The following is a 21,259-nucleotide window of genomic DNA, read 5'->3' as shown; positions in this document are numbered from 1 at the left end:
CGCCTGTTAAAATAGGATTATACATAATCAGGAAACAGGTGGTTGAGGTGGCAAAAGAAAGCTTCGATAAGGAAATCCAGTTTCTGCGGATGCTCGTGCTGACCAGCGGGGCCTACAGCAGGCAGCAATTCGCCGAACGTCTCGGTATCTCCGTCCATACGTTCGACAAGACGCTGCGCCGGCTGAAGGATATCGTCGGCACGATGTATCAGCAGCTGCCGCAGGAGCAGAGCAAGGAATTCGCGGAGGCGATCCGCTTTAATTACTACGAGTCGGCCGACCCGATGCTGCTCTTTCTGTTCCGCGCGAAATCGCTGAAGGGATCGGAATCGGTGCGCTACTCGCTCCTTCTGGCCGCGCTGAACGACCAGGCGCTGACGGCGATGGAGCTGATGGACTACTGCTGCGGCAGCCTCCCCGCCGACATCCCGCTCCCCGACGAGAAGACGATTCGGTCGGATCTGAAATATTTGGAAGAGGTCGGTGTCATCCGCAAGGAGTCCGCCTCCCGCCCCTACCGCTACCGGTTGGACAACGACCTGGTGCGGGAATTGACGGAAGAGGAGCTTTACGACCTGTACGACTTCGTGGATGTGATGGCCAATACGCAGATCCCCTCCGTTCAGGGATATCTTCTCCGCGACGGCCTAAAGAAGCACCTGCTGCGAAACCAGGCCGAGCCACTGGCGCTGGACCATTTTTTGTATAAATACCACTATTATTCGCGGATTCTGGATGAGGCGCATTTGTTCACGCTTCTGGACGCGATCCGGCACCGGCGGCGGGTGCGGTTTTTGTATTTTTCGCCCAAAGCCGACAAAAGTTACGCCGCGCAAAATACGAATCCCTTGTTCGAACGGGAATCGGAAGGGAAATTGGAGAAGACCCTCCCCCTGAAGGTCGTTTACGATCACCAATACGGGCGCTGGTATTTGCTCGCCTCCGGCAGAGAGGGCATCCGCAAATACCGGATGGAAGGGATGACCCAGCTCGAGGAGGAGGACCCGGTGGCCGAGCAGGTATTTGCGGAGAAAGCGGCCGCACTGGAGGAGAGGATGAGGTACAGCTGGCTGCTCGATACCGGACGGCCGGTTACGGTGCGGGCCCGCTTTTTCAATCCCGGTCATTTCGAACCCAACTTTGTCAGGGAGCGCGTCCTGCTGCAAGGTCAATGGGGGCAAATCGTCGCCGAGGAAGAGGAGAGCTTCATCTACGAGATCAAGGTTAACGGCACAACCGAAATCAAGCCGTGGCTTCGGAGTTTCGGCTCCAGCTGCGAGGTGCTCGAACCGCTTTATTTTCGCCGCGAAATGATTGCCGAGTGGAAGGAGATTCAGGCCTATTATGAATCCGTTTGAGAAAATTTTTAACTACCAGGTCATCTCCCGTCTGGACGATTCCGGCACGTTTATGGTCACCGCGCACGAACGGGCCTGGCTGAAAAAAATGCTGAAGCATCCGGCGGCCGAAGAGGCCTTTACCCCGGAAACCCGGCAAAAGCTGCAGGGGCTGCTGCAAAGCATAGAGGAGCTGAGCACCTCCGATTATCTGACCGAAAAGGCGAAAAGCGCGGAGAAACAGGTCTATCATCCGCTGCTGCGCATCCTTCGCCGACATATCGTCGAGCGGAGCGGCATCCGGATCTCGTTCCAGGTCAAGCGCGGCCGGGTACAGCCCGATCGTTCGGGGCTTGCTTACAAGCTGGAATATTCCATGGTCAAAAGGGAGTGGTATCTGCTCTGGTACGATCTGCGCCGCCATGCCCTCATGAGCACCCGGCTGAGCAAATTGATCTCCATCGCCCCCGAACCGCTGGACCCGGCCGCCGCCGACCAGGTCTATGAGGAAATCGCCCGGACGCTGGACTCGCGAAAGACGGAAACCGTCCTGGAGGTGGTCCGGGAATACCACAAAGAGTTGTCGCGCATTTTGTACGCTTTTTCCTGCTTCGAGAAAACCGTCGAATACGATGAAGAGCAAGGCACCTATCGCCTCCGCGTCTGCGTTCTGGGGGACGAGGTGGAGTATCTCCTGTCCAAAATCCGTTTTCTCGGCAAACGGGTGCGGATTCTGGAGGGCGACTACTTGAAGCGGAGAATGCTGGAGGCGTCCACCAAAGCGTTGGAGCGGTACGGGGACGAGGTTAGTCCCAATGCCGATGAGGTGGAGTTGTCCTCGTAAAAACGAGAGCGGCGCGGAGATCCTTGTGCTTGAAGGAAAGGATCTCCGCTATTTCCGCTTCTCCAGCTTCTTCTTGAGCTTGTCCAGTTCGTCCTGCATGGCCGGGCGCCGCGGATACATCTCACTCAACCGGTCCAGCAACCGCAGACTCTCCTCCCGGGCACCCGCCTCAAAGTATTCTTGGAGAAGCTTGCAGGTTTCCCTGTACCTTCTTCGCTCCGTCGCCTCCTTCGCTTGATCCAAAATAAACGCCTCATACAGAAGATAAGTCTCTTCCGGAAAATCCTTGGCTACCCGCTTCCCGTAGTACTGAATTAGATACTTGCGCTCACGGAGAAGGTCCAGCAACTTCTCAAACTCTCCGGCCTGATTCAGCAGGGAGGCGTAATCCTGAGACATAAGCTGTGTGGAAAGCTCTTGCAGCAGCGGCTCCCGTTTTTGCTCCCAAATCCCCTTCGCTTCATAAAGCAGCTTAAGCTTCGGGTAATACAATGTTTTGCCAAGGAGCAGGATGTAATGAACAACCTCCTCCAGCTTCTCTGAGTCGTTGGTTTCCGTATAGATCGACTCCAGGAATTGGGCCCATTTGAGGTTGCGGTCACCCCACTCTTTTCTTTGGGACATCGCCTGAACGCATAGTTGCTCGGCCAACGCATAGTCTTTTCTTTCCAACGCCTTGTTGACGGCCAGTTCCCTGACCTCGAACACTTCCAGATTCTTCATCAGGTACCGGTCTGACGCCTCCGGTCCCTCAAGCCGCTCCACAATCTGATAAGTGATCAAATGCTCATCCGGGTATTTGGAGCCGCTAAACGTTGTCCCGAAACTTCCGCACACCTCGTAGACTTTTTGCGCCTGCTTTTCATCGCGAACCAACACGACCGCGGCTTTTAACAGACGAAAGCCAAAATCGGCCCAATCCCTCATTCCCTGAAGTTTGGCAGTCTTGAGAAGGGTTTCGAAAAAGTATTTCCGGTTAGCTTCATCCGCCGTCTCGCATAGGGCGGCAAGCGCTTGGCTGCTGAAACGGATCGCTTCTCCCAGGGACCCTGATGAATCATCGGCGTGGGAAAGAAGTTTGATTCCTTCCTTAACCAACATAATCTCGATATCAAAAGCCAGGACGGGGTCGTCCATAGCTTCGGCTTGTTCCAGGATCGCCACCATTTCCGCACCGACCCGATTACTGCCGCCGTAAGGCAAGAAGCCCCGGTCCGAATGGCGGCGAATCAACGCCTTGAGCTGCTCCTTAAATTCCTTGAATTGCGGATGTTCCGGCATGGTAGCCCTCCTGTTTTCTTAACATAAACGCCTTAAGTTACAACTGAAATCTGCACTATTTTCATTTTCATTTTCATACTTAACCAGTTTCCAGTTAAATAACGGGAAAACCTCCCGTTAATTTTCCACTCCTGGCCCTTGATTCCGATTTAACTGGAAAAACTCCATCTAATTTACGGCCCAAACACCGATACACATGGTTTCCGGCGAATTAACGGGAGGTTTTCCAGGTAATTTGCCTCTGCGGCCGCATAGGCATCAGATTAACGGGAACAATTCCCGTTAATCTGATCAAAAAGCCGTGTGTCCCTGGCTACTTTCTTCAAAACTCGTCCAAATCAAACTTTTTCAGCTTGGCTGCGCAGCAGAATTTGAACTTCTTGCCGCTGTTGCAGGGACAAGGTTCATAAATATTGGACGGAGACAGCTTTTCGGTCAACGCCTTTCGTAAATCGCTTAAATCCTCGAAAAATTCGATCCCTATGATACACTCCAAATCGTATTTTTCGCAAATTCGGGAGATTTTAGCGGCCTGTTCTTCCGATTTAACGGTTACGATGACTGTTCTACCGGATTTGGCCTGACGTGCCGCTGACCTGCTCTCCGGCTGGGCCTCAGCCTCTTTTCGTGTTTTGGCGATCATCGCGTCAAAAGTCCGATACTTTTCCGGTATCTCCTCCCTCCTGTTCCCCAAGTACATTTCAGCTACCGGATAAAAGGATTCCAACTGATCCGGAATAAGATCGAAATCCATTTCCAAATGCTCAGGCAACGACTCGCCATTATCTTCCGCCAAACCGAAACCCGCTGCTGTCTCTCCATACGGGTCCAAAACAGTGACATCCTCCTTTGTCGGCATGATTTCAATGCCGCCATCGGTTCGCAGATGGATACCGGTCAGGGCCCGCAGTGCCGCAGCCATCATCTGCCTTAAATCGAGGATATCCATTCTTCGATCATATTTGGCGCTGATCAAATGCTTCTTATAGTGGTAGGCCGCTTTCTCGTTTTCACGAATTTGATCCAACAGCAGTCCCAGACTGAAGTGGGATTCGGCTTGAGCCGGATCGGCTTGAAGGGATTTTTCGAAGGCCGCGGCCGCCAGCTCCGGTCTTTTCCCTTGTTTATACAGGTTGCCTAAGCGGTTCCACAGGAATCCGGCCTGCTCAGGGTCCGGGTCCGCGAGCAAATCGAGCAGATGCTCTTCCGCATCGGTCACCCATTGAAAAGAGGTTCCGTCGTGAAGGGCCGTTTTTCCTATCCTAAAATTCGCCTGCTCTTCCATGGGGTCGGCATTCATCTTTAGCAGGTAAACCATAAGAAAAAGCGGGTTCTTTACAGCCCAGTTCCCCGCACCATTACAATGCTTGCAGCGAAAGTAGCCCGTTGCTTGAAAATGTTTGAACATATCTCCATCGTTCGCCGCTGAGTCGGCCGTTATAGATTCCTCGGCATCCCGCCCCTGTTGTTCTGGATCAAACAAGATCTGTCCAAGATCATACTGGCCTTGTCTGCCGCAGTGGCCGCAAATCAGAGTTTGCTTGTTGGGCTCGGAGTAGGCTTCAAACTTCTTCCGGTTTCTATTGATGAGCTTGGTCAGGGCTCCCGGAAGATGAGACGCAGACGGACTTTCGGGGATATCCGATAAAGGTCGATCCGTTAATAATGAAATCAGTCTGGGAGAAATTTGCGCATTCGGGGCTGGCACTATATTACATCCTCTCGTTAATACTATTTGTTCCTGCTTGACTATGTGTTACAAGTTCCAACTTATTCTATTCTATTCTACTATTTGCGCGTTGGAAAACGAAGTTTCAATGCCATACCTATCAGAGGAAGGAGAGCTTTGCCGATATGTAGAATTTAACGGGAAAAACTCCCGTTAAACTTGCCGCTCTTGACCCTTGAGTCCGATTAACTGGAAAAACTCCATCTAATTCGCGCCTCGGCCTAAGAAATGGGCCATTTCGGACAAATTAGCGGGAGATTTTCCAGGTAATTCACCTCTGCAGCCACATAGGCACCAAATTAACGGGAGGTTTTCCCGTTAATTTGAAAAAACGAGCTGCTACACAAATCCGCAACCGCGGACAGGTCAAACTCTCCCTTTAGGATTATCATGAGAGGTGTTATGAGAACCAATACGAAGATCGACTGGCACCGAAGAGTGGAGGAAGCCATCCTCCGAATCATGGGTGCGCTGGATGAACCGCTGAATTTCCGCCAAATATCGCAGGAGGTCCATGCCTCGCCCTATCATTTTCACCGGAAGTTCCGCGAGCTTACCGGGGAGAATGTGCACGCGTGCCTGAAGCGGCTGCGGATGGAAAGGGCGATGCACTTCCTGCGGCACTCCTCGGCCGATGTAACGACCATCGCGCTGGACTCGGGCTACGAGACGCCGGAGGCGTTCACCAAGGCGTTCAAGCGGATCTATGGCTTGACGCCCAGCGAAGCGAGAAGGCTGCCGTTTTGGAATGGCGTTCTCCATTCCTCCGCGGGCCTGCACTACAGTGAGCATCGACCTGCCTATTGGTTCTACCTCAATCCCGAAGGAGTGAATATCATGCAGACGAAAATCACCGCTTTTGCCCCAAAACGCATCGTCGGCCTGCGAAATGTCGGGGACTACTGGGGTTTGCCCCGGGTGTGGGAGCAATTCCACCAAATTCTTGGACAGCATGGTCTATACGCACAGGCTAAGGAAATGATGTCCGTGTTCCCGGATCATGCCGACGCGATACCGGTGGAGGACAAAATGTCTTACGCCGCCATGGCCGTAAGCCCCGACTTCGACAATCGGTATGGATTGGACGAATACACGATCCCCGAAGGGTTGTATGCCGTAACCGTTCACTTCGGTTCCTCGGAGGAAATCGGCCCGACCTGGGACCGCTGGATGCAGGAATGGCTGCCGGACAGCGGCTGGCGGGCGGACCCTTCCAGGCCCAATTACGAATGGTATCAAAACCACGGCGTTCCTCCCGAATTGCAACTGACTTTTTTATGTACGCCGGTGGTCAAAGTCCAAGTGTAGCAAAAAGCCCCCTCAACCTTATGGGTCGAGGGGACTTTTTTTTCGTGAGTCCAATCTACAATTTGCCGGTCAAAAACTGGGCTTCTCCCAGCCCGAAGCTCCAATCGGCTTCTCCGTTCTCGGTGATCGAAATCATGAGGTCCTGCGGAGAAAGGCCGCATTCCGCCTCAAGCCTCTGCGCCAACAGCGCGTACAGCTTCTGTTTCTGCTCCACGGTCCGGGTCTTGCTGACAATGCTGATGAGCACCACATCCCGGCTGCGGGTAAAACCGAGGCCCGTATCCTCAATCACCAGCTCGTAAGGTTCATGCTGGTGAACGATTTGGTAGCGGTCGCGGACCGGAACGCCAAACGCCTCCACCATCGCTTCATGTGCCGTGTCCAGCAGTTTGCGCAAACCAGCTTCATCTCTTCCTTTAATCACATCAAAACGCAATAACGGCATAATAATCCGCCCTCCTTCAATATTTCTGTGCTCTACTCTTCTTCGGCGATATGGACGGCAATGCCGTGTTCTTCGCAATAGGTTGCATACTCCATCGGGATTCCCGGCGAGGTAATGACCGCATCCACCTTATCCAGCGGCGAGTAGGTCAGCAGGGTGGAACGGCCGAATTTGGACGCGTCCGCCAGCAGGATCAGCTGATTCGCCTTCTCGGCCACCCGCTTCTTGATCTCGTATTCCAACACGTCGGAATTGGTGAGACCGCTGGTGATCGAGACGCCCGTTGCGGCCATAAAAGCCTTGTTAATATTGTATTTGTCCAATAAAAGCAGCCCGTCGCTCCCGACGAATGATTTCGTGTCCCGTTTATACATGTTTCCCAAAACCAAGAGGGATATATTGTCCAAATGGGACGCGGCGTTAATGACATCCAAACTGGTGGTCAGAATGGTTAGCTTGGCCGTGCGGGGCAAATATTCGACCAGATTCCGGGTCGTCGTACCGGAGTCGATGAAGATCAGCTCGTTTCCCTCCACGAACTCGGCCGCCCGCTGGGCGATCGCCCGTTTCACCGATTTATTGGTCGTGTCCCGATTTTCAAAAGGGATTAGCCCTTGAGAAAGCGAGGTCACGCCACCGTATACTTTTTGAACGGTTCCTTTTTCCAGCAGAACTTGAATGTCCCGGCGAATGGTGTTCTTCGAGACCCGAAAATGCTCGCACAGCTCATCCAGCGATATCGTTCCCAGCGAATGAATGTAGTCCTCCAATTCCTGCAAACGTCTCTCTCTCATGGTTATGCTCCGTTCCTATTCTATTACTATTAATCTCATAAAAAAGATAACATATAACCAAAATGTAATCAACAATTACCTAAGTTTACAATCACTTAATAAATTTCTGTTGACATATAATCATTATAATAATAATATTTACTCAAAAGATACCCAAAAGGTGAGTAAAACAACACAATCAAGTTTTAAGTCTTGCGATTGCACCTTTGCTTATGGACCCGCTGAAACGAAAGACCCGGCATTTCCGGAAAGCGCCTTCACAGGCTGGTCCGAAGAGGGCGTCTTTTTACAAATAATAGAGAGGATGGGCATGATGACCGAAGCCAGAAGATTGCGCAACTATGTAAACGGAGCCTGGAAAGAGAGCCGCACCGGGCGATATGAAAGCGTTGTTAATCCGGCGACCAAAGAAATTATCGCCTACGTTCCCATTTCCACGAAGGAGGATATTGAGGAGGCCGCGGGCGTAGCCGCACAGGCTTTTGAGAGTTGGAAGAATGTTCCTGTTCCCCGGCGGGCCAGAATCCTGTTTAATTATCAACAACTGCTTACGGAGCACAAGGACGAATTGGCCCGCCTCATTACTCTGGAAAATGGCAAAAACCTTACCGAAGCCCTTGGCGAAGTACAGCGCGGGATCGAAAACGTTGAATTCGCGGCAGGCGCCCCCTCATTAATGATGGGTGATTCGCTGGCCTCCATCGCAACCGATGTGGAAGCGGTTAATTACCGCTATCCGGTCGGCGTTGTCGGCGGTATCGCGCCTTTCAACTTCCCGATGATGGTGCCTTGCTGGATGTTCCCGATGGCGATCGCTTTGGGCAACACCTTTATCCTGAAGCCGTCGGAACGGACGCCGCTGCTCACCGAGCGTTTGGTCGAGCTGTTGACGGAAGCCGGGCTACCGAAAGGCGTCTTTAACGTAGTCTACGGGGCACATGATGTCGTAAACGGCATTCTGGAGCATCCGGAAATCAAGGCGATCTCGTTTGTCGGTTCCAAGCCGGTCGGCGAATATGTGTACAAAAAAGGCAGCGAGCACCTGAAACGGGTTCAAGCGCTGACCGGGGCCAAAAACCACACCATTGTGCTGAATGATGCCAACCTCGACGAAACGCTCACCAACATCATTTCAGCGGCCTTCGGTTCGGCCGGGGAGCGGTGCATGGCCTGTGCCGTCGTCACGGTGGAAGAAGGCATCGCCGATGAGTTCATCCGGCAGCTCAAAGAGCGGGCGCAAAACATCAAGATCGGCAACGGCCTGGAGGACGGGGTTTTTCTGGGACCGGTTATCCGTGAGGACAATCTGAAGCGGACCCACCAATATATCGAAAAAGGGATTTCCGAAGGAGCCACTCTGGTATGCGACGGAAGACATCCCGAAGCGGATGACGGCTATTTCGTCGGTCCGACGATTTTTGATCATGTGACCACCGATATGACCATTTGGAAGGATGAAATTTTCGCGCCGGTGCTGTCGATTATCCGCGTGAAGAACTTGAAGGAAGCCGTCGAAATCGCCAACCGTTCGGAATTTGCCAACGGAGCCTGCCTGTTCACGAACAACGCGTCGGCCATCCGGTACTTCCGGGAAAATATCGACGCCGGCATGCTCGGCATCAACCTCGGCGTTCCGGCACCGATGGCCTTCTTCCCCTTCTCCGGCTGGAAGTCTTCCTTCTATGGAACGCTTCATGCCAACGGGAAGGACAGCGTGGACTTCTATACGCGGAAGAAAGTGGTTACGGCACGGTATCCTAAGCCTTCATTCGAATAACAAAGGGGACGAACGACATGCAACAATCCATAGCATCCAAAAATTACGATGTGATTGCCATCGGACGCGCCTGCATTGATCTGAATGCGGTGGAATATAACCGGCCCATGGAAGAAACGCTGACCTTCTCCAAATATGTCGGCGGTTCTCCCGCCAATATCGCGATCGGAAGCGCCAAGCTCGGCCTGAAAGCCGGGTTTATCGGCAAAATCCCGGATGATCAGCACGGCCGGTTTATCCGAAAATTTATGGGAGACGCCGGGGTAGATACCTCCCGGATGGTCGTCGACCAGGAGGGGCATAAGGCCGGGCTCGCTTTTACGGAGATCAAGAGCCCCGAGGAGTGCAGCATTCTGATGTACCGCGAAGGAGCGGCCGATCTATACCTGCGCCCTGAAGAAGTGGACGAGGACTATATCCGCCAGGCCAAAGCCCTGCTGGTTTCGGGTACGGCCCTGGCCCAAAGCCCTTCCCGCGAGGCGGTGTTCCAGGCGATCGCCTATGCGAAAAGACATGAGGTAGAGATCATTTTTGAATTGGATTACCGCGGCTACACATGGAAGTCCCTTCAGGAAACTTCGATCTACTACTCCCTGGTTGCCGAACAGGCCCAGGTGATTATCGGAACCCGCGACGAGTTCGATATGATGGACAGCTGCAAAGGCGACAATGAACATACCGTCCGTCATTTGTTTAATCATCAAGCCCGGCTCATCGTCATCAAACATGGCGTTGACGGCTCCTATGCTTATACGAAGACAGGCGAGATATACCGCGGCAAAGCTTACCGAAGCAAAGTGCTCAAAACCTTCGGTGCCGGCGATTCCTACGCTTCGGCCTTCCTGTACGCGCTGATGACCGGAAAAGACATTCAAACCGCCCTGCAGTATGGCAGCGCTTCCGCCGCCATCGTCGTCAGCAAGCACAGCTCCTCCGAGGCCATGCCGACCGTTTCCGAAATCGAAGCGCTGATCGCCGCCCAAGCCGGACTATCCGGCTAAGGGGCGGCGGTGTATCATGGTCGGAGTTTAGAAAGCGCTTCAACCTGTAAACCTCATTCCAGACAGACTATCTAGGAGGCAACCCCATGCCAATTCTAATTGTAGCCATCGGCGTACTGCTGTTGTTGTTCATGATCATGAAGCTGAAGTTGAACACCTTTATTTCCTTGGTCATTACCTCCGTTATTGTGGCGGTCTGCCTGGGTATGGACTTGTCGCAGATTATCTCCACCATCGAAAAGGGCATCGGCGGTCAGCTCGGTCATCTTGCCCTGGTCTTCGGGATCGGCGCCATGCTGGGCAAGCTGGTCTCCGATGCGGGGGGCGGCTACCGGATCGCCACCACCCTGATCGAGCGCTTCGGTAGAAAGCGCATTCAAATTGCGGTAGTCATCGCATCGTTTATTATCGGGATCGCCCTCTTCTTTGAGGTGGGCCTGGTTCTGCTCATCCCGATCGTATATGCCATCGCCAAAGAATTGAAAATGCCGTTCCTGTACCTCGGAATCCCTATGGCGGCGGCGCTTAATGTCACGCATGCTTTTCTGCCGCCTCATCCCGGACCGACGGCGATATCGGTCGCTTATAACGCCAATATCGGACAGGTTTTGCTGCTGGGCATTCTGGTCGGGATCCCGACGACGATCGTGGCCGGCCCGCTGTTCAACAAGTTTGCGATGAAATTCTTCCCGACCGCCTACGAAAAAGCCGGAAACATCAGCGCCCTCGGAGAGCGGAAGGTATTCAAGCTCGAGGAAACCCCGGGTTTTGGAATCAGCGTGTTAACCTCGCTCTTTCCGGTGATATTTATGGGGCTGTCCACCATCTATACCCTGATTTTCCCGGCCGACAATACCTTGAAGGAAATCGTGGTCTTCATCGGTAATCCCGGAACGTCGATGCTGATCTCCCTGCTGCTCGCCATTTACACCATGGGACGCTCGCGCGGCATCTCCATGAAGGAAGTGAGCGAATCGTTATCCAAGTCGATTGCCCAAATCGCCATGATGCTGCTGATTATCGGCGGCGGCGGCGCCTTCAAGCAGGTGCTCGTGGACGGGGGCGTCGGCGATTACGTCGCCACCTTGTTCAGCAATTCGAATATGTCGCCGCTGCTGGTCGCCTGGATCATCGCCGCGATTCTCCGGCTGTGCTTGGGTTCGGCCACGGTGGCCGCTTTGACGACCGCCGGCCTGGTAGCGCCGATGATGGTCGCCGGGACGGTAGATCCCGCTCTCATGGTGCTGGCTACCGGAGCGGGCAGCGTTATCGCCTGCCATGTGAATGACGCCGGCTTCTGGATGATCAAGGAATATTTCGGGCTCAGCATGAAACAGACGTTCCAAACCTGGACGCTGCTGACGACGGTGCTGTCCGTAACCGGATTGGGATGCGTCATGCTTCTAAGCTTGTTCATGTAGCATGAAGCCCGCGAAGCGGAACACGGCTAAACGGCTAAAGGATAAAGGCTATCGCTAACAAATCTAGAAACCGGATAGAGAGGAAGATCAACTCATGGCTCTAATCTCCATGACATCCATGCTGAGAAAGGCCCTGGACGGCGGATATGCCGTCGGCCAGTTTAACATCAACGGACTTTTGTGGGTGCAAGCCATTCTGCAAGCGGCCGAAGAAACGAAATCGCCGGTGATTCTGGCCGCGTCGGACCGCCTCATCGATTACCTCGGCGGCTTTAAAACGATCCAAGCGATGGTCGCCTCCATTATGGAGGAGCAGCAGGTCACCGTTCCCGTTGCTCTCCATCTGGATCACGGCTCCTCCGTCTCCCGCTGCAAGCAGGCGATCGATGCGGGATTCAGCTCGGTCATGTTCGACGGCTCCCACGGCCCCATTGCCGATAATATCAGGCATACGAAAGAGGTCGTCCAATACGCTCATGAGCGCGGCGTCTCCGTGGAAGCCGAAGTCGGGACCGTCGGCGGCATGGAGGACGGCCTGGTCGGCGGAATATCTTACGCGGATTTGAACGAATGCCAGAGGCTGGTGGCGGAGACCGGAGTAGACGCCCTGGCCGCGGCGCTGGGTTCCGTTCACGGCAAATACCAGGGCGAGCCCAAGCTCGGATTCCGGGAAATGCGGGAAATCGCGGAGGCCGTCCGGATCCCGCTGGTGCTTCACGGGGCCTCCGGAATCCCCATCGCCCAATTGCACAAGGCCATTGAACTCGGCCACGCCAAAGTGAATTACAACACCGAACTGATTACCGCATGGGCCGGCTCCGTCCGGAGCATGCTGCAGTTCAACCCTTCCGCGGTGGAGCCCAAGGTGATTATGACCCCCGCCAAAGAGGTCCTGACGGTCAAGATCAAAGCCCTTATGACCGATCTCGGGTCCGTGGGGAAAGCTTAGCGGAACGGAATCCTTCAAAAAAGCCCAAGCGCCGACATGCATCCGCGGCGCTTGGGCTTTTTTCCCGGTATGGATTTGATTTCATTCTCATTGGCTTATCATCTTCATACTCTCGCTGCCGATCAGTTCGCGAAACGCTTGGCAGGACTGCCGATACACCCGCTCAAGCCGCCCCCACCGCGACCTTGCGGCTTCCACGTTATCTTCGCGGGCCAACCGCTCGATCTCGGATAGAATCCGCGCCAACTCGACCATGCCCACGCTGATGCTCGCCGATTTCATGTTGTGGGCGATTTGTTCCAGGTCCCCGCCTTGATCTCCTTGGGCGAGTACTGTCCGCAGTTCATCCAGCTTGGCCTCCGTATCCGTCAAGTACATCTCGAAAAGGCTGCCCAGCATGTCCCGGTCTTCCTCATCCCATGGCGGCGGAGCGATATCATCTATCGTCTTCCGGTTCAACAGGATTTCCGCATCGGAAAGGTCGAGATCGTCCGTCAAGCTCTCCCCCTCTTCCTCTGCACGCACGTCGGGAAGAAAGCGCGCCAGCACCGCCTGAAGCATCTCCAGATGGACGGGCTTCGTGATATAATCGTCCATCCCGGCCTCCAGACAGCGCTCCCGATCGCCCTGCATAGCGTTGGCGGTAATGGAGATGATCGGCACATGCCCTCCCTCCGCCTGTTCGGCCTCCCGAATGCGCCTTGAAGCTTCGAATCCGTCCAGCACCGGCATCTTATTGTCCATGAGGATGAAGCCGGGCCTGCGCTCGCGCCACATCCGCACCGCCTCCTCGCCGTCCCCGGCGATCAGGACGCGTTCGAAGCCGAGCTTCTTGAGCTGCAGCGTAGTGATGTGCTGATTAATCACATTATCCTCCGCCAACAGGATCAGGGTGTCCAAGTCTTTATCCTCCATGCGCCGAAGCGCTCGCCCGTTCCCTTGCCGGTTCGGAGCGGCCTGCGGCCCCCGGGATTCGGATTTCTCCAGCTCGATTTCAAACCAGAAGGTCGAGCCCGCGTTGGGGCTGCTGTGCACGCCGATCGTGCCGCCCATCATCTCCACCAACTGTTTGGTGATCGAGAGTCCAAGCCCCGTCGAGCTGAATTTCGCCGAAAAGCTGTTGGCGATTTGGTAAAACGGCTGAAACAGCCGCTCCGCGTTCTCCTTCGAGATTCCGATACCGGTATCCTTGACCTCGAAGCGCAGGCGCTGACGGACACCGCTGTCCTCCAGCAAACTCACCCGAATTTCGACTTGACCCTCGTAGGTGAACTTTACCGCATTCCCCGTCAAATTGATCAGAATCTGCCGCATCCGGTTCGGGTCGCCCATAAGACGGGACGCCACCTTGGGATCGATAACCACCTTCATTTCGTTTCGCTGTTCCTCCGCCCGGCTGCCAAGCAGTTTCACCACGTTTTCCACGAGTTCCGGCAGCTCGAAAGGAGCTTGGTCCAGCTTCATCTGTCCGGCCTCAATTTTGGACAAGTCCAGAATGTCGTTAATAATATTGAGCAGCAAATTGCCGGAATCCATAATAAGGGAAACCGATTTATGCTGCTCGTCGTCCAATCGCGAATCCGCCAGCAGTTCGGCGGTGGCGATAATACCGTTCATTGGCGTACGAATTTCATGGCTCATGGTCGCCAGGAAAAGACTTTTGCTCCGATCGGCGCTCTCCGCCTTTTCCTTGGCCGCCTTGAGTTCGATGTTGGCTTTCGCAAGTTCCCGCTGCAGAGAGACCCGCTCATTATTCATCGCGGAGAACTCGTCAAGAGCTTTCATTTCCTGTTCCAGCTTCCGCGCCATCTCCCTGCCCAGCTTCTCGTTCGTTTCGCGGAGCGCCTTGAACTGCTCGTTGCTTGCCCTCAACACTTCACGGACAAAGCAGGACGAGTCCATAGCCCGGTCCGATACCAAAAGCAGAAGCTGTTCATCCAACATGCCGCCGTCGACATAAAAAAGCTCGGAACTCCCTGCCCGTTTAAAACCGACCCGCCTGTTCAAAATCGGCTGCCCGTTTTGGGCCCGCTCCACTAATCCGCTGAAGGCGGAAACGTCCGACTCGTCCATCATCGCGAACATACTCGTCCCGATCAGGCTGCCGCCGGTCCTTTCAAACAGGCCGAAGTCATCCCGCTTGATCTTGATGATCGTGCCGGAAACGGTGCATAGCAGCGAAGTGATGCACTCCTCTCGTTCCATCCGTATCATGCCTCCTCGCCTAATTCGGCTGACTCCCGGCCACCGAGCAGCCCGTACGCCTCCACTTTCTCGATCCTTCGGAGGAGTATCCTCTCTCTTGAAAATTCGGAAAATCCCGATAATTATCCTATTCCTACCAAACCAGTATACTATAGCGCCGAATACCGCAAAAGTGCATCCCGCCTTAGGAAGCGGACACATACATGCGTATGGCCGAGGATAAGTGCGATAGGTTGGCTATATTAGTAAATGGCGGGCGCAAAAAAACACCATGAGGGGGGTCATGATGTTTTTTGCCCAGCATCATTTGGCTTTAGAGTGCAGCAAATCTCTGCCGGCCCCGGCGCCTCCCAAGGTCGCTACCTTTTTAGGGCTTGTGCCGTCCTGTTTCGTCAGAAACACTTCGTTGGCCAAGGAATATGCCACATAGTCGCCGATAGGCTCTACATTTCTGATCCGTACCCAGCCGTAATCAAAATCCAGCGGAATATTGACCAGCAGCTTTTTCTTGCCGGTCTTGAGGTCCGCCTGATACAGCTGCTGATTCGACTTGCCGGGATGCTGTTCTTCCGTAAAGTAAATGCTGCCCTGCTCCACCGCGAAAATGTCCACGCCATCGGTCCGAAGCTTGCAAATTACCCGCTTTGCGGTACCGTCCAGGTTCATTTCGCGCAGCGCCTTGGCGTGGTTGTCCAGGTAATAGATTTTATTATTGGCGATATACGTCTTGGCCATATCTGCGTCACCCGACAGCTTCTGCTTATTCGTGCCGTTCAGCGTCATCCGGTAGAGGGCCCAGCGCTTGTTTTCGTAGTAGTGATAGTAAATCCAGCCGTTGTGAACAGCCTTAAGGTAGGAATCATTTTTGGACAGTTTCGTTTTCTTGCCGTTCGCCAGTTTATAAATTGCATAATCCCCGTCGACATCCGTAAACCAGATCTCCTGATTCCGGATATAGGTTTCATCTCTCGAAAGAAGGCTCCCCTTCCCCAAGGTCTTCTTCCGGTCGGGCTCCTCATGCTCACTCACCCTGACGATATAACCTTTGGCATTGTAATACTGGTAACCGTCCTGGGCAAACTGCAAGTACATGCCGGCATTAGGATCGAAATCGTAGTTTTCCACCGTGCCGTCCTGCCCGACTCGCTGAACCCGGTAGGCATCAAAAACGGACCCGGCCGTGTAAAAATACCCGCCGCTTTCCGCAATGGGAGTGATCATCCGCGGCGTACCCTGAGATTCCACGTCCTTGACCTCGAAAGTCCCGTCCGCGTAGACCGTCAGAATCTCCCTCCCCCCGGTGTAAACCACCTTCGGCAGCAAGCCCTGCTTTTGCTCCGCGGATCCGCCCTGCGTGGAGCTGTCTCCCCCCGCGGCAGTCTCCTGGATTCCGTCCCCAACGTTTTCCTCCGCCGCTGCGGGAAGCGCACTCAAGCAGACGCAGAGCAAGATCGCGATAAGGCCTAATTTTCTGATCAACTATCAATTCCCTCCTTTAATTATGGATGGAATTTCCACCCCAAATCATGTACCCTTGTCATTTCTAGCAAAAAGGAAAAATTCCTCCCTATACAGGTTGAATTAAAGAATTGGCGTTGGCAAGGATGTGATCATCGAGTTTCGGAACTATGTTGTCAACACCCACAATTGTAGATATAGAGTGCCACCGCCGGAGTCTACGTCAATAACGGGAAAATATCCCGTTAATCTACCGCTCTTGGCTTTTCAATCAGATTTAGCTGGAAAAGCTCCATCTATTTCGCGGCTCTTTTGCCGAAGTAAACAATTTCAGGTGGATTAACGGGAGATTTTCCAGCTAATTCGCCTCTGCGGCCGCATACGTACCCAATTAACGGGAAGAACTCCCTTTAATTCAAACCAAACATTCAGGGTTTATGCAAAATTTGTCGCTTTCTGGATGATAGCAACCTGCTATAATACTAGACAAATTTAGGTATTTTCCACAATTTGGAGATCGCTATGAGGAGCTTAAGTAAAGAGACCGCTCAAAAAATTCTAACCAACGAATTAAGTCCGGAAGCCTTAAAACGCCTATTTCCCGCATATCAAAAGGAGGTATTGGATGAACTGAGGAAGCTGAGAAATCAGAATGCCTCGGATTTTGCGGATTCGGTTATTGCTAAGTATACCGCGCTAGCCAAAATGGCCAGCCAACAGATTCACAAAAGCGGAATGAATGAAAAAACCGTTCAGGCCTTCCTTCCTCACATCATTAAAGCAAGACTCGCCATTTCCTACATCGAACAATTAAGCATCGCCGCCTCGGAGCAGCTTCCCGGTACCTTGAGATTTAACTTGTGGGATGGGACGCTGCTGCAGAAGCTGTTGTTTAAAAAAGGGTTTGAGCGAAAACCGGTCTCCCTCCGGCTGTTCCATATTTGCTGGGCGTTGATCGGGAACAAGAAGATTTTAATGCCGCTGGTTAATAAGAAAGGGATCTACTGTTTTTATTCCAAGCCCCTGGTAAAAGAGCTCGCCAACTTAATCGGAGACAGGGCCTGTCTTGAAATCGCGGCGGGAGACGGAACGTTGACGCGGTTCCTGCAAAATGCGGGCGTATCGTGCCAGGGCACGGATGATTACAGCTGGGCGCATTACATCGCCTACCCTGATTTCATCGAACGAATAGATGCCAAGAACGCCTTGAACAAATACCGCCCCCAAGTCGTGGTCTGCTCCTGGCCGGTGCCCCGAAACCCCTATGAGAAACATGTCTTTCAAACGGATTCCGTCGAAATCTACATTGTAATCGGTACCAGAAATCCGGCGGTCACGGGGGACTTCGAGGCTTATGCAAATGCCACAAACTTCAAGATGGAGTTGAACGAACGGCTATCCTCTCTCCTTCTGCCCCCATCCGGGGAAAATGCGGTCTATATTTTCCGCAGACCATAAAAGGGCCTTAAACGGCCGAAGGACCTGAAATCCCAAAAGCGGATCCTTTGCTATCTGTCGCGGTAATTAAGGGAAAACAGCGCACTCTGCAAGTTTTGCAGCAGCGCAAACTTCTAACGGAAATCATAGCTGCTATTTCGCTAAAAAACGCTTTTTGGAAATTCTAACGGACGTAATAGCGCCTATTTCCCTAGATTGTCCTAGAAAAGGCCGCCACAGAGCTAAATAGGCGCTGCTGCTTCCGTTAAAATATGACTTCTACCGCATATGCCGAAATAGCGGCTGCTATTTCCGTTAGAACGAGTTAAGGCTCCGCCGGTCGAAGTACATCTCATCAAAAACCCCCAACCTCTATCGGTTGGGGGTCCCCCGCTCTACACTATCGTATTCGCTTCACTTCACCCCAGCTTCTGACCGCAATTGGGACAGAAGTTCGCCCCCTCGTTCTTCGCGCCGCAGTTCGGGCAGAAGTTGGGACGGGCAGCGGCATTTCCCGCCGCGCCCGCTCCCGTACCCGTGATCGAATTCGGATGCTGTCCCGCGACCGGATTCTGGCTCAGGTTTTTCATCATCTCGCCGGCCAGGTTCATGCCCATCATCATCCCTGCCATATCCGCGGCCGCCCCGCCGCCCTGCACTCGTCCGGAAGCGATGCCGTCCGTCATGCTGACCTGCTGATATTGAGTCAGGTTGCCGATCATCCCCTGGGAGGCGACTTTGGTGATCATATCCTGAATTTCCTGCGGGTAATTGAAGCTCATCACCTGGAATCCGGTAATGGCCAGCCCGTCGCCCATCACCTCCATGTCCAGGTCTTCGCGAATGCCGCGCGCGATGTCCATGCTGTTGGCCTGGAGATTGAACATATCCTTGCCTTCCCGGCTGATCCACTTCATCAGCAGTTGATTCAGCACGGAGGTAATGCGGATTTTCACGTCTTCCACCAGATAGGTCGATTTGACTCCGGCCACCTTGTCGATTAGGGTCACATAGTCGTTCACTTTGAAATTGAACGTTCCATTGGCTCGAATCGGCATTCCGCCCGGAAGCTGGGGCGTCGGGATCAGGATCGGGTTTTGCGTCCCCCATTTCACGGTGAACTCCTTGGTGTTGACGAACAGCACTTCCACCCGCATTCCGCTGTTAAACATGAATTTGAACCCTTTTAATGTCGATAAAAAAGGAATGATATCGGATTCGATCTGAAACTCGCCCTCGTCTTTAAAGATGCCCTCGATTTTGCCGTTGTTGATAAAGACGGCGTCCTGGCCGGGACGAATGATTAATTTACTCCCTTTTTTGATTTCGGGGTTGTTCCACTTCCAGAAAATCATATCATCGCGAAACTCTTCCCATTCCACCACATTCGAAAACTGATTTCTAAAAAAGCTCATGCTCCTCATCCCTTCCGTTAAAATGATCCTCTACTGCCGCTATGCGAATGTCCTCCGCTCGTCGTGCCGCCTCCGCCTCCCGAGCTGCTGCTGCTTTTCTCGATTTTCCGTTTCGTCACCGTTGTCCGGATATAACGGTCTTCGCGCTGCAGCACACCCGAGTTGCCGGAATCCTCGTAGGTTCCGCCGTTTACCGTCACCCGGCCTCCCGAGCGATAAGCCATCACGCCGACGGCGATACCGCCGATCGCCAGCGCCGCGCCGAGCTGGAACCAGAGATTAAACAGGATATTGTCCGGGTTGAAGCCCGGCTTATAGTTCATATAGCGATCCACCGTTTTGATAAAGGTTTCGAACGCCTGCCGATACTCGCCCGCCGACAACAAAGGCGTCATTTTCTCCCGGATCCGGTCCAAGCGGGCATCATCAAAATATTCCTCGCCTTTATAAAACCCAGCCAAATAAATGTCGCGGTTGCGCATATCCATCGTCAGCATGATCGTATCCCCATGGGCCTTGTCATATCCGGGCCCCTGCGCATCGTAAAAATCCTCGGTCAGTTGTACGACGTCCCGATTCTCCGGATTTTCGGTCGTAAGAATGATGATTTCGATCTCATGCTTGGCCCCGTACTCCCTCGCCATGGCGTCCAGCTCATCGTAGTCGGCCTGGTTCAGCAATCGGGCATCGTCATAAATCAGTCTGCTTGCATCCCCGGATGCCGCCGCCTGCTGAGCCGCTGCCGGAACCATCAACCATAGGACCATCAACCCTAGCGCGGTTGTGAGCCAAAAAGACTTCATCCGCCTGATCATAGCCATCCTCCCCCCATCATCCACGCCACCAGCTTCAGCGACAGGAAGGTGATGCCGGAAATCCCGGCAAACCATGCGGCCACCTTCCCCTTGCTGATCGGGGGTTTGCCCACGATCTTGCCCGTCTGGCCGTTCATGGCAAAAATATACGGCTTCCGGTTGTAGTCGTAATAGACCATCCAGACCGGAAGCAGGACGTAATCGGACCGCTTCACCTGGGTATGTACCTGTTTATCGGAGAGATTCACCGTCGTGTATCCCGAAACGGTCGAGGCGATATAGGATTCCACGTAAGGGGCCGTTTTTTCCTTGGCCCGCGGGGTGAGCTCCTCATCGGTATAGCTGTATTTTTCGGCTATGTATCCGGCCAGATAGGGCGTCTTGAAAGGCTTGAGCCGGTCGTATGGAAAAGGCTCCAATTTATCCATCAGCTCATCGTTCATTTTCTGCGAGGCGTCGACCGGCAGACGGGCATAATCGAGCCGGATCTTCCGGTAAATCTCGTAATGCTCCGTTTCCGTAATTCTGTAGTCTCCCCTGGTGTAGCTTCTCACCTTCGTTCCATGGCCGTGGACATCGATGTCGTTATGCAGATCGTAGAGCCAGAACGGAACATAAACGCCTGTAATGCCCTGGACCCGATCCGCGGTCATAAAGCCCTTCGGAGTGAGTCTGCCCTTCCGGCACCATTTCTTAAAGGCGGCCATCGCCTCCTCCTTGCTTATGGCAAAGGGGATCACCTGCGCCGGAGCCAGTTTCCCGGTCAAGCGCTCGCTGAGGACCACGGCCGAGCCGCAGAAACTGCAGCTGGTGGCGCTGGTCTCCGGCTCGGTGACGATCACGGCCCCGCAGCTCTCGCAGTGATACTCCTTCACCTCATCCTCTGTAAACACCTGTTGTTTCAGCGGATCGGGGATTTGCCCGATATCGTCTTTCCGCCCGCAGCTCGGACAAGACAGCATCCCCGTCCCACTGTCAAACTCCATTCCGCCGCCGCAGTTCGGACATTTGTATTCAATCACCGGCATTTGCCTCACCTCAAT

At 53.6% G+C, this 21,259-nt stretch carries 17 protein-coding genes; 8 read left to right on the top strand and 9 right to left on the bottom strand.

What is annotated here, in order from left to right; all coding sequences use genetic code 11:
* The first annotated feature begins 47 nt into the window (after positions 1–47).
* On the top strand, positions 48–1,358 hold the full coding sequence (locus FRY98_RS19400; protein ID WP_148455048.1) for a helix-turn-helix transcriptional regulator: 1,311 nt from the start codon (positions 48–50) through the stop codon (positions 1,356–1,358).
* Positions 1,345–2,181: a WYL domain-containing protein gene (locus FRY98_RS19395; protein WP_148455046.1), complete on the top strand. Its 837-nt coding sequence runs from the start codon at positions 1,345–1,347 to the stop codon at positions 2,179–2,181. The genes FRY98_RS19400 and FRY98_RS19395 overlap by 14 nt, the downstream gene beginning before the upstream one ends.
* A gap of 48 nt (positions 2,182–2,229) precedes the next feature.
* Here the strand turns inward: FRY98_RS19395 and FRY98_RS19390 are convergent, their stop codons facing one another.
* Together FRY98_RS19390 and FRY98_RS29020 are read right to left on the bottom strand one after the other, a co-directional pair.
* Positions 2,230–3,462, bottom strand: coding sequence for a hypothetical protein (locus tag FRY98_RS19390; RefSeq protein ID WP_148455044.1), 1,233 nt, complete (start codon positions 3,460–3,462; stop codon positions 2,230–2,232).
* Positions 3,463–3,784: 322 nt separating this feature from the next.
* The gene (locus tag FRY98_RS29020) at positions 3,785–5,170 is read right to left on the bottom strand and encodes an SEC-C metal-binding domain-containing protein (RefSeq protein WP_148455042.1); all 1,386 of its coding nucleotides are present in this window, start codon (positions 5,168–5,170) and stop codon (positions 3,785–3,787) included.
* A 423-nt stretch (positions 5,171–5,593) separates the two neighbouring features.
* Here FRY98_RS29020 and FRY98_RS19380 point away from each other — a divergent pair, with 423 nt between their 5' ends.
* Complete coding sequence (locus FRY98_RS19380) at positions 5,594–6,499, top strand: AraC family transcriptional regulator (protein ID WP_170287136.1); 906 nt, start codon at positions 5,594–5,596, stop codon at positions 6,497–6,499.
* Positions 6,500–6,554: 55 nt separating this feature from the next.
* Here FRY98_RS19380 and FRY98_RS19375 read toward each other — a convergent pair whose 3' ends face one another.
* The gene (locus FRY98_RS19375; protein WP_148455037.1) at positions 6,555–6,944 is read right to left on the bottom strand and encodes a tautomerase family protein; all 390 of its coding nucleotides are present in this window, start codon (positions 6,942–6,944) and stop codon (positions 6,555–6,557) included.
* Positions 6,945–6,976: 32 nt separating this feature from the next.
* A complete protein-coding gene (locus tag FRY98_RS19370) occupies positions 6,977–7,738 on the bottom strand; it encodes a DeoR/GlpR family DNA-binding transcription regulator (RefSeq protein ID WP_148455034.1) in 762 nt (253 codons plus the stop codon).
* A 313-nt stretch (positions 7,739–8,051) separates the two neighbouring features.
* Here FRY98_RS19370 and iolA point away from each other — a divergent pair, with 313 nt between their 5' ends.
* The 4 genes from iolA to fba all read left to right on the top strand — a co-directional run bounded on the left by iolA (position 8,052) and on the right by fba (position 12,886).
* Entirely contained in the window at positions 8,052–9,515 is a 1,464-nt protein-coding gene (gene iolA / locus FRY98_RS19365; protein WP_148455884.1) for a methylmalonate-semialdehyde dehydrogenase, read from the top strand.
* A 17-nt stretch (positions 9,516–9,532) separates the two neighbouring features.
* A complete protein-coding gene (gene iolC / locus FRY98_RS19360) occupies positions 9,533–10,516 on the top strand; it encodes a 5-dehydro-2-deoxygluconokinase (RefSeq protein WP_148455031.1) in 984 nt (327 codons plus the stop codon).
* Between the two features lie 86 nt (positions 10,517–10,602).
* Positions 10,603–11,937: a gluconate:H+ symporter gene (locus FRY98_RS19355; RefSeq protein ID WP_148455029.1), complete on the top strand. Its 1,335-nt coding sequence runs from the start codon at positions 10,603–10,605 to the stop codon at positions 11,935–11,937.
* 94 nt (positions 11,938–12,031) lie between these two features.
* Positions 12,032–12,886 (top strand): class II fructose-1,6-bisphosphate aldolase, encoded by an 855-nt coding sequence (gene fba / locus FRY98_RS19350; RefSeq protein ID WP_148455027.1) that lies wholly within the window; start codon positions 12,032–12,034, stop codon positions 12,884–12,886.
* 87 nt (positions 12,887–12,973) lie between these two features.
* On the opposite strand, the gene FRY98_RS19345 is transcribed toward fba, so the two are convergent.
* Positions 12,974–15,091 (bottom strand): ATP-binding protein, encoded by a 2,118-nt coding sequence (locus FRY98_RS19345; RefSeq protein ID WP_170287135.1) that lies wholly within the window; start codon positions 15,089–15,091, stop codon positions 12,974–12,976.
* A 303-nt stretch (positions 15,092–15,394) separates the two neighbouring features.
* On the bottom strand, positions 15,395–16,570 hold the full coding sequence (locus tag FRY98_RS19340) for a DUF5050 domain-containing protein (protein WP_148455023.1): 1,176 nt from the start codon (positions 16,568–16,570) through the stop codon (positions 15,395–15,397).
* Positions 16,571–17,170: 600 nt separating this feature from the next.
* Between FRY98_RS19340 and FRY98_RS19335 the strand changes: the two genes are divergently transcribed.
* The gene (locus FRY98_RS19335) at positions 17,171–18,007 is read left to right on the top strand and encodes a hypothetical protein (protein WP_211373335.1); all 837 of its coding nucleotides are present in this window, start codon (positions 17,171–17,173) and stop codon (positions 18,005–18,007) included.
* A 398-nt stretch (positions 18,008–18,405) separates the two neighbouring features.
* Here FRY98_RS19335 and FRY98_RS19330 read toward each other — a convergent pair whose 3' ends face one another.
* The 3 genes from FRY98_RS19330 to FRY98_RS19320 are packed head-to-tail and all read right to left on the bottom strand — an operon-like array spanning position 18,406 to position 21,244.
* Entirely contained in the window at positions 18,406–19,401 is a 996-nt protein-coding gene (locus FRY98_RS19330; RefSeq protein WP_148455019.1) for an SPFH domain-containing protein, read from the bottom strand.
* 17 nt (positions 19,402–19,418) lie between these two features.
* Positions 19,419–20,216: a TPM domain-containing protein gene (locus FRY98_RS19325; protein ID WP_420819710.1), complete on the bottom strand. Its 798-nt coding sequence runs from the start codon at positions 20,214–20,216 to the stop codon at positions 19,419–19,421.
* Positions 20,213–21,244, bottom strand: a complete 1,032-nt coding sequence (locus tag FRY98_RS19320) for a TFIIB-type zinc ribbon-containing protein (RefSeq protein ID WP_148455017.1) — start codon at positions 21,242–21,244, stop codon at positions 20,213–20,215. The genes FRY98_RS19325 and FRY98_RS19320 overlap by 4 nt, the downstream gene beginning before the upstream one ends.
* Between the last annotated feature and the right edge of the window lie 15 nt (positions 21,245–21,259).

The sequence above is a fragment of the Paenibacillus faecis genome, assembly GCF_008084145.1.
Classification (GTDB): domain Bacteria; phylum Bacillota; class Bacilli; order Paenibacillales; family Paenibacillaceae; genus Fontibacillus; species Fontibacillus faecis.
Note: the sequence above shows the minus strand (reverse complement) of the source record. Positions and strands in the feature narration are given on the sequence as shown.

Coding starts and splice junctions, on each gene's coding strand:
- FRY98_RS19380 (WP_170287136.1), top strand. CDS start 5,594: ATGAGAACCAATACGAAGATCGACTGGCACCGAAGAGTGGAGGAAGCC.
- FRY98_RS19330 (WP_148455019.1), bottom strand. CDS start 19,401: ATGAGCTTTTTTAGAAATCAGTTTTCGAATGTGGTGGAATGGGAAGAG.
- FRY98_RS19345 (WP_170287135.1), bottom strand. CDS start 15,091: ATGGAACGAGAGGAGTGCATCACTTCGCTGCTATGCACCGTTTCCGGC.
- FRY98_RS19325 (WP_420819710.1), bottom strand. CDS start 20,216: ATGATCAGGCGGATGAAGTCTTTTTGGCTCACAACCGCGCTAGGGTTG.
- iolC (WP_148455031.1), top strand. CDS start 9,533: ATGCAACAATCCATAGCATCCAAAAATTACGATGTGATTGCCATCGGA.
- FRY98_RS19375 (WP_148455037.1), bottom strand. CDS start 6,944: ATGCCGTTATTGCGTTTTGATGTGATTAAAGGAAGAGATGAAGCTGGT.
- iolA (WP_148455884.1), top strand. CDS start 8,052: ATGACCGAAGCCAGAAGATTGCGCAACTATGTAAACGGAGCCTGGAAA.
- FRY98_RS19320 (WP_148455017.1), bottom strand. CDS start 21,244: ATGCCGGTGATTGAATACAAATGTCCGAACTGCGGCGGCGGAATGGAG.
- FRY98_RS19395 (WP_148455046.1), top strand. CDS start 1,345: ATGAATCCGTTTGAGAAAATTTTTAACTACCAGGTCATCTCCCGTCTG.
- fba (WP_148455027.1), top strand. CDS start 12,032: ATGGCTCTAATCTCCATGACATCCATGCTGAGAAAGGCCCTGGACGGC.
- FRY98_RS19390 (WP_148455044.1), bottom strand. CDS start 3,462: ATGCCGGAACATCCGCAATTCAAGGAATTTAAGGAGCAGCTCAAGGCG.
- FRY98_RS19370 (WP_148455034.1), bottom strand. CDS start 7,738: ATGAGAGAGAGACGTTTGCAGGAATTGGAGGACTACATTCATTCGCTG.
- FRY98_RS19355 (WP_148455029.1), top strand. CDS start 10,603: ATGCCAATTCTAATTGTAGCCATCGGCGTACTGCTGTTGTTGTTCATG.